The sequence below is a fragment of the Paenibacillus sp. FSL R7-277 genome (genome assembly GCF_000517965.1).
Classification (GTDB): Bacteria; Bacillota; Bacilli; order Paenibacillales; family Paenibacillaceae; genus Paenibacillus_AQ; species Paenibacillus_AQ silagei.
Map to the genome: position 1 here is coordinate 52,931 of NZ_ASPX01000033.1, position 18,567 is coordinate 71,497.

The window sequence follows — 18,567 nt, forward strand, 5'->3', positions numbered from 1 at the left end:
TTCCTCCTCTATAGTAATCGCTCTTCGCCGAGGCGTTTTGCGACATTGTTTGCGATGAATACGAGAATGACACTGACAATCGTTTTGAAGATCCCTGCCGCCGTAGCCAGCGAGTAGTTACCCATAGCCAGACCATACTTCACTACAAAGATATCAATGGTTTGCGAATAGTCCACAGTAAGTCCGTTGCCCAGCAGATATTGAAGCTCGAAGCCGGCATCCAGAATATGTCCAATGTTCATAATCAGCAAAATAACGAATGTAGCCTTGATTCCCGGAAGCGTGATATAACGCATCTTTTGAAACCGTTTCGCGCCGTCAATGGACGCTGCCTCGTACAGGGAAGGATCGATGGAGGTAATAGCAGCCAGATAGATAATTGTCCCCCAGCCCACCTCTTTCCACACGTTCGATGCCCCGATAATGCCCCAGAAGTATTTCCCTTCACTAAGCCACATAATCGGATCTTTAATCAGGTGAAGCTTCATTAGAACGACATTGACAATCCCGCCATCGATGGAGAGTGAAGTGGACACAATCCCCGCAGCGATAACCATGGACAGAAAGTGCGGCAAATAAGAAATCGACTGAACCGCACGCTTGAAGAACTTAAGCTTGATCTCATTCAGCAGCAGAGCCAGACCGATAGCCGTAACCGTACCCAGTACAAGGTTAATGAAACTCATCGCAATGGTATTGCGAAGCACCAGCATAAAGGTATCATCAGAGAATAAAAACTTGAATTGCTGCAAGCCTACCCATTCCTGCTGGCCGAAGGACACCGCCGGGCGGTAATTCTGAAAGGCCATGAGCCAGCCCCAAATGGGAACATAGTTGAAGATAATCAGATAGAGTGCAATGGGCACGGACATAAAAATAAGCTGTTTCTGTGTTTTCAGTGTTTTCCAGCTGAGTTCCACACCGATTTCCGGATCGATTTTGCTTTTTCGGGTCTTCTGTTTTTTGACCTGTTTGTCCAGTACGGCATCAGACATGTTGTATTCCCTCCTGTAAAAATCATTCTCTCCACGTTGTCCTATTCACGCATTCCTATTTAGGAAGAGCGGGAAACAGCATTTCCCGCTCCTAGTTCTGTATTGAATGGTTTATTTAACGCTCCATTTTTCGATACGCTGCTGAATGCCTTCATTCATCCGGTCCTCATAGGCCTTGATGTCCAGCTTGTGGATTCTGTCCACATAATCCTGCCACACGCCGTCGAACTCAGCAGGGCTGGCCATAATGGCTTTCGGCAAATACTTAATCATGAGGTCATTCAGTTTGGACTGTGCGAGCTGTGCAGGTGAACCATCCTTAAGCACGATGGAATACGCAGGGAAATAGATATTGTTCTCTTTTGGTTCCTTGAAGAATTCGGACCATGATTTCTTGTTGTACGCCTTCAGAATCTTCTGGTCGTAAGGCTTCAGGCTGTCGAAGAATTCCTGAGGCTGTGTACCGGCATCTGCTGCGTTGCCGTCGCTGTACGTACCTTGAATCTTAGGCATGTAACCGAACATCCCTGAGATTTTGTTAGCAACCTGCCAGCTGGTCTGATCCGCATTGGCCCGTTGCTCAGGTGTACGGTAGAAGGAGCCGTCTGCATTCACTTCATAATCTTCGCCTTTCACGCCCCATTGAAGCGTCTTCTGCCAATCCTCGGTAATCATCTTATCCCAGAATTTGATAATGCGGACAGGGTCCTTGGCATTGATCGAAATTCCGAATCCGCGGTTAGTACCGACTGCTCCGCGGTCACGATACCATTCTTCTGCGCCCGGATAGAGCAGAGGGAAGCCGATATACGTATTTTCCAGCTTGCCTTGGGAGATCAGGGATTTCTCGCCGTCCTGGAAGTTCCAGTGCTGGTCGAACATCCCGATGACCTTGCCGCTTGCAACCTTGGCCAGATACTGGTCATAGTTCTGTACGAACGCTTCTTTATCCATCAAGCCTTGAGCGTTGATATCATTAAGCTTCTTGTAGTAGGTCTTGGAGATATCCTTGTCGGCAAAAATCTGTGCTACATTGTTATCTACAATAACGGCCCCGTCATTCGGATGCCCCGACAGATGCTCTGGGGGATTCTGCAGCGGGAACACGCGCCAGTCGAAGTTGAGTGATTCGAACCCGATCATATCCGGGTGTTTTTCTTTATATTTGGCAATGATGTCGAAATACTCATCCAGGGTCTTGGGAGTAGGGTAGCCCATTTCCTCAAGCACGCCTTTTTGCAGCCAGAAGCCTGGTCCCTGATAAGTAGGCTCGGTAATTTTACCTTGATAGACGCCATAGCTTGGCAGTACATAGATGTGGCCGTCACTCTCATCCTTGATCTGGTTCCAGACCGCACCGTAATGCTTCTTCAGGTTGGGAGCGTACTTCTCAATCAGATCCTCCAGCGGAATGTAAGCCTTGGCATTGATTAATTTGTCGTCACCCGACAGGATGTCCGGATAATCTCCCCCGGCTATCATGACCCCGAGCTTCTGCTGCAGGTCGCCGACCAGGAATTCCTGGTTGAAGGTGATTCCGGTCTCGTCTTTGATCAGCTTCAGAATCTTATTGTCAGGCGTTGGCTGTTGTCCGGGACCGTTCATGAATACCGAGAACGTTACCGGAGCCGTGTCGTCTCCGGCTGCTGCCGGGCTGGCGTTTCCTCCAGTGGCGGTATCCTTGGTGCCGGTGTTGCTGGTGTTATTGCTTGATCCACAGCCTGTCAATGCCAGTGTGAGTGCTAATACACCGGCCGCAGCGGCTGCTGCTGAACGTTTTGCCGTTTTGTGCATGTTGTTATGCCTCCCCTTTTTGGCTAATCGCTTATGCTTCTAATTTCTCCTGGTGACAACTTTAATTATACGTTTTCAGAATGCGCTTACAATTCATAGAATATAGGTCTTCCCCCCTGAAAATTCATAAAAAGAAAACGCTTGCTTGCAGCGTGGCAGCGGAATTGCCGTTCTTTCAGAGCTGGCTGCGCTTGGGGATGAGCCTGCTTACGGCCTGCTAGGGTTGCCGGATTTTGGCGGAATCCGGCGGATTCCGGCGAAATCAAAGGCATTAATGCTCTTCATTGGTCCACGCGCCGCTCCCGGTTCCATTGTGATCGGTTTTTCGATTACATCCGGCCCGCTCGACGTTCTAGCCAACCACGCACGCAAAAAGGACTGGCGCAAATACGCCAATCCCACATTACTATACTATCCTATTCGTCAACTAGCCAGCCTAATATTAATCTACCCGGTGAAGGTATACGAACTACCCGCTTCTCCAGCGAACGATACCGGAGCCAGTCCCGGGCCTTCCAGGCGGCATGTGCCGGATACCGTACAGGTAACAATCACTTCAGTAACATGTCCGTCCGCCCACGAGAAGTCCAGCGTATAGCCGCCTCTTGCCCGCAGTCCCTTGACACTGCCCTCGTTCCAGTCCGCAGGCAATGCAGGCAGCAGTCTGATTCTATCTGTATGACTCTGCAGCAGCATCTCCGCGATGCCCGCTGTTCCTCCGAAGTTCCCGTCAATCTGGAACGGTGGATGGTTATCGAATAGATTCGGCAAGGTGGAATGCTCCAGCAGCGCCCGTACATTCGTATAAGCCTTGCCTTCATCCTGGAGCCGCGCCCAGAAATTAATGATCCACGCCCGGCTCCAGCCGGTATGTCCTCCGCCGCTGGCAAGTCTGCGTTCCAGCGTCGTACGGGCAGCTGCCGCCAGCTCCGGTGTATGCTCCACTGTGAAGGCATCCCCCGGATATAGCGCAAACAGATGCGAGATATGACGGTGCCCAGGCTCTACCTCTTCATAATCCTCCATCCATTCCTGAATCTGGCCGTATTTACCGATCTGCGGCCCCGGCAAGCGGTTCAGCGCTGAGCGGAGCTCTTCGCGGAATGCCTCATCCCGTCCGATGATTTCCGCGCTCTGAATGCAGGCCTTGAACAGCGCCTCAATAATCTGGAAGTCCATGGAGGCTCCGGCACACAGCACGCCTGATTCCCCGCCGGGAAGCTGGTACGTGTTCTCCGGCGAGACGGACGGGCAGGTAATCAGCCGGCCCGATTCATCCTCTATCAGGTAATCCAACAGGAACTGTGCAGATTCCTTCATCGTATCGTAGGCATTCGCCAGATACTGGCGGTCCTGGCTGAACCGGTAATGTTCCCACATATGCAGACACAGCCAAGCTGCTCCCAGCGGCCAGAACGAGGCTGACATATACGTATCCTGAGGAGCAGTATCTGCCCAGATGTCTGTATTGTGGTGTGCCGTGAAGCCGCCGCAGCCGTACATCACCTTCGCGGTCACCCGTCCCGGCTCACGCATCCGTTCGATCAGATCGAACAGCGGCTCATGGCATTCCGCCAGATTGCAGAGTTCGGCCGGCCAGTAATTCATTTGCGCGTTGATGTTAATCGTGAATTTGCTGTCCCAAGCCGGGGTGAAGCTGTCATTCCAGATGCCCTGCAGATTCGCAGGCAGAGAGCCGGGACGGCTGGAGGCGATCAGCAGATAACGGCCATACTGGAAGTAGGTTGTAATTAGCCCGTGATCCTCTCCCCCCTGCCGGAACCGATTCAGCCGTTCACTGGTCGGCAGTCCGCTCAGCTCCGGGTTCTCCGGGAGCGTCAGTGAGGTCCGGCCATACAAACTGCGGTAATCCGCGACATGGCGGGCAAGCAGCTTGTCATAAGGAACGCTGCTTAGCTCTTCAAGCTGCAGCTTGGCATGCAGCGCCGGATCAGGATGGCGGAACGTGGTTCCTGCGGCAAGCAGCAGCGTAACCGAGCTCGCCCCCTCCACCAGCACATATTCGCCGATGTTGCGGCAGGTTCCGTCTTCTGTGACGGCCTTGAGTACGGCAGCGAAGGAGCTGCCTCCGCGCCCGCCGCTTTCTCCGCCCATCACCAGCCCGCTGTCATTCCATTTCTCGGTTTTCTCCAGCATTCTCCAGTTCTGGCGGTTGAATCTGGCCTTCAGGGAGATTGCGTTCTTCCGGTCAGCGGTAATCCGCACCACGATGGCTTGATCCGGGAAGCTGGCGAACAGCTCACGGGTATACCGCACTCCGCCGGTGGAATAACTCACCTGGGATACACCGGATTCGAGATTAAGCTCCCGCTGATAGTCCTGAGCAGGCTGCTCATGTCCGCCGAACGACAGTAACAGGTCGCCAAGCGGCAGATAATGGCGCTGCGCTTCCGGCAGCCCCATCATCGTCATGGCCGCCAGCTCCTCCGCCTCCCTCAGCTTGCCTTCCAGAATCAGCTGGCGGAGCTTCGGCAAGTGGGGCAGCGCATCTTCATTGTTGCGGTCACGCGGACCTCCGTACCATACGGAATCCTCATTAAGCTGCAGCTTCTCCTCAGCCACCCCGCCAAAGATCATCGCCCCGAGCCGGCCGTTGCCGATCGGCAGCGCCTCATTCCAATTCTGTGCCGGTTCACTATACCATAACCGCTGGTTCTGTTCTGTGCTTGTCATCTCTATTACGCTCCTTCGCAGTTAATTCAGTTCCACCAGCGCCTTGATCACCTTGGTTTCAGGATTCAGCCAGCTCTCGAACTGCAAGGTCATCTCCCCGAAGGAGCAGCGGTGGGAAATATAGCGGTCCACATCAATATAACCGTCCCTAATAGCGTTAATCACCCGTTCGAAGTCCTCGCGGGTCGCATTTCTGCTGCCCTGCACCGTCATCTCACGGGCATGGAAATCAGGGTCACTGAAGGTAATGTTCCCTTTGACCAAGCCAACATAAGTCAACGTACCGCCATGCCCGACCAGTCCGAAAGCCCCTTCCATAGAAGAGATGTTGCCGGTGGAATCAATGACATGCGGCAGGAAATTGCCGTCTGTAAGCGCCGATAGCTGTTCCTTCGGCTCCTTCAAGGCGCTTACCGTATGCTCTGCCTGCGCCCAGCCCTTGCAGAAGGCCAGACGTTCATCGTTGACATCCATCGCAATGACCTTCGCCCCAGCGTACCGGGCCATGGCCATCACGCCCAGTCCGATCGGTCCGGCCCCGATCACCAGCACCTGCTCCCCCTCACCGACACCCGAGCGCCGCACCGCATGGGCACCGATCGCCAGCGGCTCCAGCATGGCCGCCTGATCCAGCGTCAGCCCGTCTGTCTTCAGCAGATTGCCGACAGGCAGACTCACCCGTTCCCGCATTCCGCCATCCAGGTGAACACCGAACACTCTCATTTTCTGGCAGCAATTCGTTTTACCGCTCAGACAGGCCCGGCACTCTCCGCAATGCAGATACGGAATGACACTGACCTGGTCACCGGCCTGTAGCCCTTGCGCGTTGTCGCCAATGCGCTCAATAATCCCGGACAGCTCATGCCCCAGCACACGCGGATAAGTGAAATAAGGCTGGTTGCCCCGGTAAGCGTGGAGATCTGTCCCGCAGATGCCGATCCGGCGTATGCTTACAACCGCTTCCCCGTCCACCAGCTCCGGCTCCGGCAGATCTTCCCTGAATACGAATTTTCCGATCTCCTCACAAATAATTCCCTTCATTATAAGCGCTCCCCGTTCCGGCCTGGTGCTTCGTTCCATTCTGCCCGGCCGCTCGGCCAAGTAGCCCCATCAATCGGCTTCAGAATATCGCGTACTTCTGCCAGTAATTGTTCGTCCATCGGCTCTTCGGTCCACTTGATATTGTTGCGGATATTGGCTGGTGTCGCCGTGCTGACCAAGGTCGTAGGAATCTGCTCGTTCGCGGTGGAGAACTGGACCGCCAGCTTGGCGATGTCTTCTCCCTTGTCCCTGCAATACTCAGCGGCGCGCTGACATGCGGCCTGAATCTCCGCTCCTGCCGGATGCCAATCCGGCACCTTACGGTTGCTGAGCAGCCCCATCGAGATGGGCGACGCATTCATCAGCCCTGTGCCGCTCTCCTCCAGCAGCGGAAGGAGCCGGAGCAGTGTGGTATCGTTGAGCGAATAATGGCAATAGGACAGAATGACATCCAGCCTGGTCTGCGGCAGCACCTTCTCGAATACACTCAGCGGCAGGCCGCTGACGCCGAAGTAACGGATTTTGCCCGCCTGCTTCAGCTCTTCCAGCGCCGGAATCCCCTCCTCCATCACCTGTGTAAGCGAGCCGAATTCAACATCATGCAGCAGCAGAATATCCAGGTAATCTGTGCCCAGTCTGCCCATACTCTCTTCCGCGCTGCGGATGATCCGCTCTCTGGAGAAATCGAATTCCCCCTCGCCGTAACGTCCGGCCTTCGTGCTCAGGATATACTTGTCGCGCGGTACCGTCTGGAGTGCCTCACCCAGCACTGTCTCTGCCTTCATCAGGCCGTAGTAAGGGGAGACGTCAATGAGGTTAATCCCCAGATCAATCGCCGTATGAACCGTGAGGATAGCCTCATCCTTCGGAACCTCCCTGAATACACTGCCCAGCGAAGAGGCCCCGAAGCTTAATGCGGAGACATCCAGTCCCGTATTGCCCAGCTTTCTGTATTTCATATCGCTCAACCTCCTATAATTAGTGAATCTATATAACAGACACTTAAGTTTTGAACTTGAAGCTTAGTCGTCACTGCGGTGAACATTTGGCCCTCCGGCCGCTGTTGTCAACAGATTTCTTTGATTTTTTCCCGCTATTCGCGGATGAAATCCGTTGACAAAGGCGGACGCTACCGCTCCTACAGTTCCAAATTTCCCCTCCGCTTCTTTTTGCTTTTCGTTAACACCTTAGTTCTGCTTATCCAGCTTATAAAATCTAGCAGCATTCGCTCCAAATACCGGCTCCATCTCTTCCGCAGACAATCGTCCTTGCAGTGCTGTGCGCAGAATCCCCACAACCTCCTCATAGGTTGCCGCCATCAGGCACACAGGCCAGTCGCTGCCGAACATCACCCGCCCGGGTCCGAACAGCTCCAGCACAGCATGTACGTAAGCCGTGAAATCCTCCTGCGTCCAGCCCTGGGGATCTGCTTCAGTGACCATCCCGGACAGCTTGCAGTAAATTCCCGGATGCTTGGCAACCTCCGCCATCAGGCTTCGCCACGGCTCCAGGCTTCCCGATGCAATCGGAGGCTTGGCCAGGTGATCAATGACTCCCCGCAGTCCCGGAACCTGTTCCAGCATCTCAATGAGCTGCGGAAGCTGATCGGCCAGCACCAGCAGGTCCACCGGCACATCCCGCTCCGCAAGGTATGAGAGCGCTTCTATATAAGGCCGGGTCAAAAGCACACCGGGGTCCGCCATCTCCTGAATCATCACCCGCAGCCCGGTGAACTTCGGATGTCTGCTGAGACGCTCGAATTCGGCCTGGAAGGAAGGGCTTGCCAGATCCAGCCAGCCAATCACGCCCGCAACAGACTCCGCCTGCCCGCTGAGTTCCAGAATATATTCCGTCTCCTCCACCGTAGGCGCAGCCTGTACGACAATCGTACGGCTGATCCCGTGCTTCGTTAGCTCCGGCTCCAGATCAGCGGGCAGATAATCCCGGAACAGCACCGGAATCTCCGGCGTAATCCATCCATAATCATCCCTGTCTATCTTCCAATAATGCTGGTGAGCATCAATATACATGATAACGCCTCCATTCCACCTTATTGTAAACATCCGATAAAGGAATAAAAATAGCTTAAACAAACAAATCTATACCTTATTTTGATATGATGTGGGTAAGAATGTAGAGATGTAACTCAGGGGGCGACTTCATGGAACCGATCCGCAGGCATTTTGACCATCAATTGCCGGTTACGCTGCTGCTGGACTATAAGGAAACGAAAAGTCCGCAGCGCGAGCTGCCCGACCACCAGCATGACTGGTACGAATTCATTTACGTATACGGCGGCAAAGGAAGCTTTTTCATCGATCAGACCTTTTATGAGATGCATCCGGGTGACATTATTGTCGTTCCCGGAAACACGGTACACCGGGGATTTCCCGACAATGAGGAGCCGGTGACCTCCTCCGCCCTTTTTTTCAGTCCGGCTCTGATCCATAACCATACCTACAGTGAGTCTTATTCCTATCTGAAGCTATTCGACGCTGCCAAGACAAACAAGCAGTACAAGTATACGCTGTCTCCAGAGCATGCTGAAATTCTGCAAAATGATATCGATGCGATCCACCGGGAACGCGAGCAGAATCAGCCGGACGGCGGGCAGGCGCTTACGCTGCTGCTTCATCTTACACTGCTGCATCTGAACCGCTACTGTCTGCCGCAAGCCGCTGAGCCTGTCGCTTCAAGTCCCTTGCTGCCGGAGTGGTTCCGTGAGGCGCTCAGCTATATCAACGATCATCTGGATCAGCCGCTGGAGCTAAGCTCTCTGGCTGCGCGGGCGTCGATCTCACCGGCCCACTTCAGCCGGGTCTTCAAGCAGCGTCTGGGCATGAATGTGACGGATTATATTGCGACGAAGCGGATTTTCGCCGCCAAGGACAGCCTGCTGCAATCAAGCTATACCATCGAGCAGATTGCCATGGCCTGCGGCTTCGAGAGCCTGCCCCATTTCTACCGTACATTCAAAAGAATCACCAGCATGACACCCGCCGCCTACCGCAAGAGTAACAGAGCCTAGTAGAGCTTCTCTATCAAGCGTACAATAAGTTATACATCGAATGAAGTCTCAGCTCTGCAGGTCCGCTTCACGGACAATTACAGCTTCCCCCTCATAAGTGACAATACGACTTCCCGCATAACCGGCCAGCTCTACGGCAAATTGCCTTACCGCCTGCATTCCGGCATAGTCTCCGGCCCGCTTCCCGATAGTCAGGCTGCGGTCCGCTTCACACCAGCTCAGCTCAATCATGGCATAGGCGCCGGTCTCATAATTATAATTATCGCCTTCATCTTCATACAGGGTGAAGGCTGCATCCTTGCCGCTGTATACCTTGAGCCTCGTCACTGCCTCCGGCTGTTCATCCGTATATTGAACATCGGGGCCGAGCGGAACAATGGACCCGGCACGGACATACAGGGGAAGCGTCTCCAGATCCGCCTTGGCTTCAATCGTCACGCCGCCTTCCAGCCGTTCATCGCTCCAATAATCATACCATTCGCCTTCAGGGAGGTAGACCCGGCGCTGCTTAAGAACCCCCTCAAGCTCGCGGGAGCCGGGACCGTAATACATGGCCTCTGTCACAGGAGCCACCATGAAGGCCGGACCGAACATGAACTGGTCGCCGATGGCGTGGACCTGCACATCCTCCCGGTAATCGAAGGCCAGCGCACGGAACATAGTATAGCTGCGGTGTGCCACAGCTCCGGCCAGGGAGTAGATGTATGGCATCAGCCTGTAACGGAGCTTCAGATAGTTCACCAGCGTATCATACATCAGCTCCCCCTCCTGGCCGAACTGCCATATCTCTCTCGGCGTATCCGTGCCATGGGAACGGAACATCGGCAGGAAGGCTCCGAGCTGGAACCAGCGGACATACAGCTCCCGGTAGCCCAGATCCGCAACACCTTCGTCATAATCCCCGCTCCAGAACCATTGCTCCTTGGGATTCTTTACGAAGAACGCTCCGATATCCAGCGTCCAGTATGGCGAACCGGTCAGGCAAAAGTTAAGGCCGTCTGCAATCTGCTTCCTCAGCGTCTCCCAGTTGGCGGCTATATCGCCTGACCATGTAATCGTGCCATAGCGGTGCTGCCCTGCGAACGCGGAGCGCGTCAGATTGATCACCCGTTTCGCTGAGGTCGCTGCGCGCTGGCCTTCATAGATCCCTTTGGAGTGCTGCATGGAATAAGCATTGATCAAGCCCGGATCGAGATACCGCTTCGATTCTGCCGTATTTATCAGCAGCCGCTGCTCCGGCTCCGGCTTCACCGCGCCCTTCCAGTCCGCTTCGAACGGCTCGGTGCAATCGCACCACCAGGCATCAATGCCGTGGGCGAACAGCCCTTCGTTGGCCTGCTTCCAGTACAGCGCACGAGCCTCCTCCGAGAAGGCATCATAAGTCGCCTGATTGCCGAGCAGGAAACCGCGTGCCTTCATCTCTTCATGATTCTCCCCGCCCGCGCCCATAATCGGCCAGATGGATACCATCAGCTTGGCGTTCATAGCGTGCAGGCTGTTCATCATCTGCGAGGGATCGGGGAAGCGCTCAGGATCGAAAGTCTTTTGCCCCCACAGATTGCCCGTCCAGGATTGCCAGTCGAGTACGATACAGTCGAGGGGAAGCGAACGTTCACGATACTCTTGCACGGTGGCAAGGAGTTCCGCCTGGGAGACGTATCTTTCCTTGGACTGCACATACCCGAAGGACCACTTCGGCAGCATTGGTGCTTCTCCGGTCAGGTAGCGGATTGCCGCCGTAATCTGATCGAATTCCGGACCATAAATGAAATAGTAATCCATCTCTTCATCCGCATCGCTCCAGAGGTACGAGCCAAAGGCATCGTCATGAAAAGTCATATAAGATCCCGAATCTACCAGAATCCCGTAGCCGCGTGTAGACACCAGTACCGGAACAACCGCCTTCATATTCTGCTGGTACAAGTATTGCTGCCGTCCCCGGAGGTTCATCATCCCCTCTTCATGGGAGCCCAGTCCGTACAGGGCCTCCCCTTCCTGCCATTCGAATTCCAGCTTTGTATGAAAAGCCTCCCGGTCCAGCCTCCGGTTAACGCCCTCCGCTCTGGCACGCAGCCCATCCGCACCCTGTCCGGTCTCTACCGTGTCTGCCGAAGCATCGAATACCGTATGATAGACCTCTGTGCGATCCAGGGTTTTGCCGCCTCTGGCCGGCTCCCGTGTCAGCAGTGTGCCGTCCGCAGCTCTGTAGCTGAAGGCACAGCTCTCTTTATCCACTTCAATCATTAGCTGCGCCGTTGAGATCTGCAGATGGCCGGGCAGGTCTGTGATAGTGTAAGGTACGGTCTCGGCTTCTGGCCGGCTTACCACCATCAGACTCTCTTTACCGATCAGCTCAGCATTCAGCGTATAGCGGATTCTGGCAATCACCGGCGTACACCAGGCAATATGCATAATCCCCTCACTAGTCTCCAGCCTTACGCCAGCCTCGCCGGATTGAACAGTTATCAGTTTCATTATGGTTTCACCCTTCCTTATGACTTCCTCTGGTTATAATGATATTATTATTGATAGCGGTTCATCTACCATATATTTGCGCGATATCATCACAATATAGCGATTCAGAGGAGGGCATCATGTACGAACACCGTTACCGGGAGAACAAGCTGCACGGCCAGCCGGAATTCCCGCTGCATATCTACCGGGTGGAGCATCAGGCCCGCGTGCATTCCATTCTTCCCGTGCACTGGCATAACGAAATGGAGATGATCTATCTGGCAGAGGGCAACGCTACCTTCCATATTGAGAGCCGCGAGTTCTCCATCCAGGCTGGAGATGCCCTGATCGTTCATCCCGGTGAGCTTCATTCGGGCATGGACACCGCAATGGGCGGCACCTGTTATTATTCCATCGTGTTCAAAGGCTCCTGGCTGTCTTCGCCGCAGCCCGACCGGGTCCAGGAGCTGTTCCTGGACCCCGTGCTGCAAGGGAAGGTCCGGCTTCCCGCTCTGTTATCTACTGCAGATGCCGCCCACTCCCCCTTGCTTCAGCTGATCAGGGAGCTGTTAAGCCGCTATGAGCGTAAGCCCGGGGCATACGAAATGAGCCTGAAGGCGCTCTTACTGCTGTTCATCGCAGACAGCTATCAATACGGGCTGACCACGCTGAACCCGGCCGCGGAGACCCGGCACGGCCGGGAATATAACCGGCAGATCCGGGAGGTGCTGAGCTATATGGAGGCGCATTCCCGCGACAGGCTGGAGCTGGATCAGCTTGCCGCCGTGGTAGCGCTGAGCCGCTCGCATTTCTGCAAGTTTTTCAAAGCTCAGACAGGGATGCGCCCGATGGAGTATCTGAATTATATCCGCATCAGCCAGGCGGCCAGTCTGCTCCGCAGCGGATCATACAATGTGCTGGAGGCTGCACTGGAGTCAGGCTACCAGCATGTCAGCTATTTCTCCAAATGGTTCAAGCATTATATGAACATGACCCCCTCAGATTACAAGGCCCGGTATTCTTCCGGCGTGTAGCAGCAGGCTTAGAGCGTACGCTCTACGATGTGAACGACAAAACAGCAGCACCGGGAACACGCTCCCTGGTCCTGCTGTCTATGTCATGCCTGGTCTGATGCCTCCGGTCTATTCCAGTGTAAATGAAGCAAACTGAGCGCCGCCGCCTCCGGTGTATGTGAAATACAAGGCCTGCACGCCGTCCGGAATCGCCACTTCCGCAGCATATTCTTTCCAGACATTCGTGAAGCCTACCGGAATAGAAGCAAGCACCGGTCCGTCCCAAGCCGTCTTCACCTGGAACTCCCCATGGCAATATCCCCGCACCTTGATGGAGACCCGGCTAACCCCCTTGCAGTCAAAATACTTGAACCCGGCAGTGGCCGACTCCGTCATATTGGCAATATAGCCAACCTCTTCATCGCCGTCTCTGCCGTCCTGGGTAATCTTCGGGAACCGGCTGTCCATCCAGGCACCCACCTTGCCAAACCCTCCGGTGTACATCTCCTGATCCTTCGTGAACAAATGACAGGCCAGATAAGCCGGATATTCTCCGCGTCCCTCCAGCGGGCCGCCATTCGGGCCGGAGGTTGTAATCTCCACCTGCGGGATGGTGCCGTCTTCACGGAACGTAATCGGCTCGATGCAGCCCTGACGCGAGAACGCGGTCCCGTTGGTATGCCGGTGATAGAAGATATACCACGCTCCATTAACCTCCACGATGCTGCCGTGGTTATTGCCGCCGTAATACATCGTCTGGTCCGCAGGCTTATACGTATCGATATGCAGATCACAGTTGCTCACAATGACTCCCTGATACACGAAATCCCGGGTAGGATGACTGCTGGTGGCGTAACACAACTCATGCATGGAGATTGAAGAATAGATCAGGTAGTAGATATCCCCTCTTTTGCGGATGGAAGGGGCCTCGAAGAACTCATAGCCCTCGAAGCCGGTTCCCTGGCTGTAAGGCTGGCTCGGTGCAACGAACACAGGCTCTTCAATAATCGTAAGCATATCGGGACCGAGTACGGTAGCCATCGCGCCGTGTCTGGACTTGTCGCCGTATCCGCAGAAGCCAGTGTACAGGTAAGTGGTGTCTCCTTCGGTCAATACCCCCGGGTCGAACTGCGGCTCATCACCTTCCCGTTCGCCCAGACGCGTGCCGTCCCCGTAGGTTACATAGCCGTAGAATTCGTATTTGCCGCCCGGCTTATCGCAGACCGCCACCGATACGACAGGAACCTTGTCCAGTACATAGTAGAGATAGTAGCGCCCGTCCGGTCCCTGCGTCACATCCGGTGCATAGAGACACATGCTGCCTTCCGGGTTCAGCGGGTCATCTGTCGTCCGGTAGATCACACCTTCATACTGCCAATCGGCCAGATTGTCCTCCGGGGCTGACCAGCAGACATAGTCGTTCAGACAGAATGCGTGTCCGTTGAACCGGTCATGTGAGCCATAGACATATACTCTTCCTTCAAAAACATAAGGTTCCGCATCCGGCACGTACTCCCAGGAAGGCAGATAGGGGTTGAATCCTTGTTGTTGTGTCATTCTATAATCCTCCATTTGTTATATAGATTGTCGTTGTAAGGTTTCCAGTGGGGATTGCCGTGACTCCAGTCTAATCAAGCACTGTCACCTGTATCGTGCAGTCGGCGTAATCCGGGTGCACATCTCTCTCCCCAGCCACATCGAGCAGAGGGACCCCGTTACTGTTGTAATGGACTCTGTGGATCGCCGAGCATCTCGTTCCATGCTTCACCAGCTGCTCTTCCCCGTGGTAGAGGACTAGCGTAGTACCATCTGTATCCTGGAAAAAGGAATTATGCCCCGGACCGTACACCCCGTCCAGCGAATAATAAGAAAGTGCCGGCGTGCCCGCCTTGCTCCAGGCACCGGCATCCAGAACATCGCCGCCCCTTGGAATGCTCAACCAGCCTACCGCATAGGTGTATCCTGTTGCCGCCCCGCCGGAATAGGCAATATATACGGTATCTTCCGTCAGGAGCGGATACGGGCCTTCATTATTAATCGTGCCCTGAACATTCTCCCAGCCCAGCAGAGGACGCGACAGCAGCACCGGTTCACTGGTTAATACCGCCGGGTTCGCTTCATCTACAGTGGCGATGTATAGCATGGAGCCGGTATCCAGCGGCGTTCCGATCCCTTTGCGGTAAGACCAGACTACACAGGAGGTGCCGTCTGCCTTGAAATAAGTCATATCCAGCGTAATGCCGTCTGCGGCCAATGGAGTACCGTCCATCCGCTTCACCCGGACCGGCGTACTCCAATCCCCGGCCTTCATAATATCGCCGCCGGGGTTCAGCTTCATCAGATGGCATTGCGGTCCCCATACCTTGCCGCCAACAGCGAACAGGATGTACAGCTCCCCGCCGATGACATGGAATTCCGGTGCCCAGAAGGTCTGGATGAAGTTCAGCTCCTCATTCAGATCCAGTATAACGGCTTCCTGGAAGCCCGGAGCGAATAAGTCCTGCAAGGTATCTGCCACGCGGACATAGATGCCGATATTATTGACATTGTCATTGGTAGCCAGGAAGTAATACCTGCCGTTCCAAGGGAGAATCACCGGGTCAGCATAGCCGCTTGCTAACGGGAACGGCAAGTCATAAGTGACCACTTTGCCATGTATGGTATGTGTTCCCGGCAAGGTGAAATCAATCCCTGCGGTATCCCAGGCCACCCGCTTATCGGCAGTGGAGCCGTCAGAATATAGCGCTGTGGCTCTGACCTTTGTCAATTCGCCGGCGGAGTGGACACTGACCTGCTCCTCCACGCGAATACCGGTGTTATGCACCGGGGTCCAGGCCGCCTGAACCTTGCGGCCGGCGGGACCGTAAACTGTCAGCACATTCCCCGGACGGGTTCCGGGCAGCGGCTGAGCGGGCCGCTCTACTGTGTAAGCTTCCGCAGGCTCCGGCGGCGAGATCCCTTCCGGCTTCAGCAGGTCGGCCAGCCGGTTCACATAATAGCTGCCGTCATTGTCCTGCCAGCGGATCTCATATCCGCCAGTACTGTCCAGTGCGCAGACTGCTTCTTTTACATAGCGTTCATTATCGAGCCGGACAAGCCGCTGGGCATCGAAGGTCACCAGATCCGGCGAGGTCCACAGCAGAATCTGCCCCCTGCTCTCCCCGTCATCCTCCCCCGAGGCGTCAATCCTTACCGCAATCATCCCGAAAGCACCATCCTGTGTACGGAACAGATAGGGGTTTTTGAGTCCTTTTTCATGAATCACATTCTTCTCATCCACGGTGGCCACGGCAAATAATAGGCCATAGTTCCGGTTAAGGGGCTGAAATTCACTAGTGTCATCTGCACAGGCCATATGAACACTGTTGGCGAGAGACCCGGTGTAATCCTGGTTCGGTATGCGCGTGTAGACTGTAAGCTTCATTAGCTCTGCAACCTCATTCATAGCTCTATCACCCTTACCTTGTTATTCATCTTGCAGCATGTCCCTATCAGTATAGAGAAGCTTTTGGCGTGAAGTCCATGACATATAGACACCTAAGCTTGATCTATCCTTAGATTATGGGCTGGAGCCGGAATCCTCTATAAAATATCTGGAAAACGCTTTAATCTCTATACTGCCGCTTATGATATACTTGGGCAAAATAAAATTCACCTGGAGGATGTTATGATGAATACTACAGAGGGCTCTTTTTACACAGGGGAGTACAGAAATCTGTTCCTTGAGAACGGACTGCGTCCGGAGGCGATTCAGCAGCGGCTGGAAGATACCTGGAACGAAATGTTCTACGGCGCCCCTGATGTCCGGCTCTATCATACTATGGATGAGGATAAGGGTTATATCGTAGATACAGGCAATACCGATGTGCGCACAGAGGGCATGTCCTACGGGATGATGATGGCGGTTCAGATGGATAAAAAGGAGGAGTTCGACCGGCTCTGGAATTTCGCCAAGGTATTCATGCAGCATACGGAGGGCCGATATAAGGATTATTTCGCCTGGCAATGCAAGCTGGATGGTACACGGTTGTCTCCCGGCCCCGCGCCGGATGGAGAAGAGTTCTTCGCGATGGCACTATTCTTCGCTTCCCGCCGCTGGGGTGACGGGGCCGCGCCATTCAATTATTCCGAGCAGGCCAGAATCATTCTCCGCGCTTGTGTGCACAAGGGAGAAGACGGGGAAGGCCATCCGATGTGGGACCCGGAGACCCGGCTGATCAAGTTCATCCCGGAGACTCCGTTCAGCGATCCCTCCTATCATTTGCCGCATTTCTATGATTTGTTTGCGCTGCAAGCGGATGAAGCAGACCGGGCGTTCTGGAAGGATGCCGCTGCTCGGAGTCGGGATTACCTGCATCTGGCCTGCCACCCGGTTACTGGGCTGTCGCCGGAATACGCCAACTATGACGGAACTCCGGCGGAACCTCAACCGCATGGCGACTTCCGCCACTTCTTCAGTGATGCTTACCGGGTCGCCGCCAACATTGGGCTGGATTATGAATGGTTCCGCTGCGATCCTTGGCAGGTAGAGCAGTCTAACCGCATTCAGGCTTTCTTCCGCGATATCGATCCGGCTGATTACCGGCGGTATACCATTGACGGTCAGCCGTTCGACGAGCCTTCGCTGCATCCGGTCGGCCTGCTATCCACTCTGGCCATGGCCTCGCTTGCCGCCGATGGCCCGGATGCCGGGCATTTCGTCAAGCTATTCTGGGACACCCCGCTGCGCACCGGAGAACGGCGGTATTACGACAACTGTCTATACTTCTTCACCATGCTGGCGCTAAGCGGGAATTATCGGATTTACTTATAAAAGAAACTAACTAAAGCTGGCCACACTGTCCTCCATTGGCCTACTTCTGGCGGGGCAGATGGACTATGTAGAGTGAAATCAGGGGCACTTGTGCTCCTGATTTGTTCGTTTAGCCAACTTCTGCTCCTCGTTCACTCATTTAGCCAACTTCAACCAATATCAGGGGCACTTCTGCTCCTCATTCACTCATTTAGCTAACTTCTGCCGATATCAGGGGCACTTGCGGTGCTCCTCGTTACTCTAATACCATCACTGTCGCCTGCATCAATGGGATTTATCCCTTTCATTTCTCCATCTAGCCCACTTTCGGCTGCATTAATGGGATTTTTCCCTTTCATTCGCCCATCCAGCCAACTTTTGGCTGCATTAATGGGATTTTTCCCTTTCATTCGCCCATCCAGCCAACTTTTGGCTGCATTAATGGGATTTATCCCTTTCTTTTTGCCCATCCAGCCAACTTTTGGCTGCATTAATGGGATTAATCCCTTTCATTCGCCCGTCCAGCCGACTTTCGGCTGCATTAATGGGATTTATCCCTCTCATTTACTCTCCTCAACGAACAATCGCTCCCCCGGACGATGGAGGCAACGCCATCCATACCGAAGGAGCGACTATATCTTCCTCTAATATTTCTCATCCAATGTATCTCATTCTTACGTCTCTCATCCTGTCGCTCTCACCCAATGGGCCTTCCCCGTTATCTCTCCCCTGCTCCACCCTCGCTCGTGGCCGCCA

Annotated in this window: 14 protein-coding genes; 3 read left to right on the plus strand and 11 right to left on the minus strand. The window is 54.3% G+C overall.

The genetic code is table 11. The annotated features are described in order from the left end of the window. Positions 1 to 8: 8 nt before the first annotated feature. From C173_RS11670 to C173_RS11695, 7 genes are all read right to left on the minus strand, one after another. Positions 9 to 995 carry an ABC transporter permease gene (locus C173_RS11670; protein WP_036693453.1) on the minus strand — a complete coding sequence of 329 codons (987 nt, stop codon included), beginning with the start codon at positions 993 to 995 and terminating at the stop codon, positions 9 to 11. Positions 996 to 1,106: 111 nt separating this feature from the next. Continuing rightward, positions 1,107 to 2,789, minus strand: coding sequence for an extracellular solute-binding protein (locus C173_RS11675; RefSeq protein WP_036724956.1), 1,683 nt, complete (start codon positions 2,787 to 2,789; stop codon positions 1,107 to 1,109). A 207-nt stretch (positions 2,790 to 2,996) separates the two neighbouring features. After that, positions 2,997 to 3,149 carry a hypothetical protein gene (locus C173_RS34965; RefSeq protein WP_235191862.1) on the minus strand — a complete coding sequence of 51 codons (153 nt, stop codon included), beginning with the start codon at positions 3,147 to 3,149 and terminating at the stop codon, positions 2,997 to 2,999. An 87-nt stretch (positions 3,150 to 3,236) separates the two neighbouring features. Beyond that, positions 3,237 to 5,483 carry a glycoside hydrolase family 95 protein gene (locus tag C173_RS11680; protein ID WP_036724957.1) on the minus strand — a complete coding sequence of 749 codons (2,247 nt, stop codon included), beginning with the start codon at positions 5,481 to 5,483 and terminating at the stop codon, positions 3,237 to 3,239. Between the two features lie 21 nt (positions 5,484 to 5,504). After that, the gene (locus tag C173_RS11685; RefSeq protein WP_036724958.1) at positions 5,505 to 6,524 is read right to left on the minus strand and encodes a zinc-binding alcohol dehydrogenase family protein; all 1,020 of its coding nucleotides are present in this window, start codon (positions 6,522 to 6,524) and stop codon (positions 5,505 to 5,507) included. After that, on the minus strand, positions 6,524 to 7,483 hold the full coding sequence (locus tag C173_RS11690) for an aldo/keto reductase (RefSeq protein WP_036724959.1): 960 nt from the start codon (positions 7,481 to 7,483) through the stop codon (positions 6,524 to 6,526). The genes C173_RS11685 and C173_RS11690 overlap by 1 nt, the downstream gene beginning before the upstream one ends. A gap of 228 nt (positions 7,484 to 7,711) precedes the next feature. Next, a complete protein-coding gene (locus tag C173_RS11695; RefSeq protein ID WP_036724960.1) occupies positions 7,712 to 8,554 on the minus strand; it encodes an amidohydrolase family protein in 843 nt (280 codons plus the stop codon). A gap of 131 nt (positions 8,555 to 8,685) precedes the next feature. Here C173_RS11695 and C173_RS11700 point away from each other — a divergent pair, with 131 nt between their 5' ends. Continuing rightward, a complete protein-coding gene (locus C173_RS11700) occupies positions 8,686 to 9,552 on the plus strand; it encodes an AraC family transcriptional regulator (RefSeq protein WP_036724962.1) in 867 nt (288 codons plus the stop codon). Between the two features lie 48 nt (positions 9,553 to 9,600). Here C173_RS11700 and C173_RS11705 read toward each other — a convergent pair whose 3' ends face one another. Further along, positions 9,601 to 12,027, minus strand: a complete 2,427-nt coding sequence (locus C173_RS11705) for a glycoside hydrolase family 31 protein (RefSeq protein WP_036724963.1) — start codon at positions 12,025 to 12,027, stop codon at positions 9,601 to 9,603. Positions 12,028 to 12,146: 119 nt separating this feature from the next. Here C173_RS11705 and C173_RS11710 point away from each other — a divergent pair, with 119 nt between their 5' ends. Continuing rightward, complete coding sequence (locus C173_RS11710; RefSeq protein ID WP_036724965.1) at positions 12,147 to 13,040, plus strand: helix-turn-helix transcriptional regulator; 894 nt, start codon at positions 12,147 to 12,149, stop codon at positions 13,038 to 13,040. A gap of 108 nt (positions 13,041 to 13,148) precedes the next feature. Here C173_RS11710 and C173_RS11715 read toward each other — a convergent pair whose 3' ends face one another. Next, positions 13,149 to 14,576 carry a family 43 glycosylhydrolase gene (locus C173_RS11715; RefSeq protein WP_036724966.1) on the minus strand — a complete coding sequence of 476 codons (1,428 nt, stop codon included), beginning with the start codon at positions 14,574 to 14,576 and terminating at the stop codon, positions 13,149 to 13,151. Positions 14,577 to 14,646: 70 nt separating this feature from the next. Next, positions 14,647 to 16,464 (minus strand): family 43 glycosylhydrolase, encoded by a 1,818-nt coding sequence (locus C173_RS11720; RefSeq protein WP_051477984.1) that lies wholly within the window; start codon positions 16,462 to 16,464, stop codon positions 14,647 to 14,649. A 225-nt stretch (positions 16,465 to 16,689) separates the two neighbouring features. Here C173_RS11720 and C173_RS11725 point away from each other — a divergent pair, with 225 nt between their 5' ends. Beyond that, the gene (locus tag C173_RS11725; protein WP_036724968.1) at positions 16,690 to 17,832 is read left to right on the plus strand and encodes a glycosyl hydrolase family 8; all 1,143 of its coding nucleotides are present in this window, start codon (positions 16,690 to 16,692) and stop codon (positions 17,830 to 17,832) included. 194 nt (positions 17,833 to 18,026) lie between these two features. Here C173_RS11725 and C173_RS11730 read toward each other — a convergent pair whose 3' ends face one another. Next, the gene (locus tag C173_RS11730; RefSeq protein ID WP_036724969.1) at positions 18,027 to 18,302 is read right to left on the minus strand and encodes a hypothetical protein; all 276 of its coding nucleotides are present in this window, start codon (positions 18,300 to 18,302) and stop codon (positions 18,027 to 18,029) included. Between the last annotated feature and the right edge of the window lie 265 nt (positions 18,303 to 18,567).

Bases quoted from the DNA above. Each gene is read 5' to 3' on its own strand.
- C173_RS11670 (WP_036693453.1), bottom strand. From the start codon at position 995: ATGTCTGATGCCGTACTGGACAAACAGGTCAAAAAACAGAAGACCCGA.
- C173_RS11675 (WP_036724956.1), bottom strand. From the start codon at position 2,789: ATGCACAAAACGGCAAAACGTTCAGCAGCAGCCGCTGCGGCCGGTGTA.
- C173_RS11680 (WP_036724957.1), bottom strand. From the start codon at position 5,483: ATGACAAGCACAGAACAGAACCAGCGGTTATGGTATAGTGAACCGGCA.
- C173_RS11685 (WP_036724958.1), bottom strand. From the start codon at position 6,524: ATGAAGGGAATTATTTGTGAGGAGATCGGAAAATTCGTATTCAGGGAA.
- C173_RS11690 (WP_036724959.1), bottom strand. From the start codon at position 7,483: ATGAAATACAGAAAGCTGGGCAATACGGGACTGGATGTCTCCGCATTA.
- C173_RS11695 (WP_036724960.1), bottom strand. From the start codon at position 8,554: ATGTATATTGATGCTCACCAGCATTATTGGAAGATAGACAGGGATGAT.
- C173_RS11700 (WP_036724962.1), top strand. From the start codon at position 8,686: ATGGAACCGATCCGCAGGCATTTTGACCATCAATTGCCGGTTACGCTG.
- C173_RS11705 (WP_036724963.1), bottom strand. From the start codon at position 12,027: ATGAAACTGATAACTGTTCAATCCGGCGAGGCTGGCGTAAGGCTGGAG.
- C173_RS11710 (WP_036724965.1), top strand. From the start codon at position 12,147: ATGTACGAACACCGTTACCGGGAGAACAAGCTGCACGGCCAGCCGGAA.
- C173_RS11715 (WP_036724966.1), bottom strand. From the start codon at position 14,576: ATGACACAACAACAAGGATTCAACCCCTATCTGCCTTCCTGGGAGTAC.
- C173_RS11720 (WP_051477984.1), bottom strand. From the start codon at position 16,464: ATGAATGAGGTTGCAGAGCTAATGAAGCTTACAGTCTACACGCGCATA.
- C173_RS11725 (WP_036724968.1), top strand. From the start codon at position 16,690: ATGAATACTACAGAGGGCTCTTTTTACACAGGGGAGTACAGAAATCTG.
- C173_RS11730 (WP_036724969.1), bottom strand. From the start codon at position 18,302: ATGCAGCCAAAAGTTGGCTGGATGGGCAAAAAGAAAGGGATAAATCCC.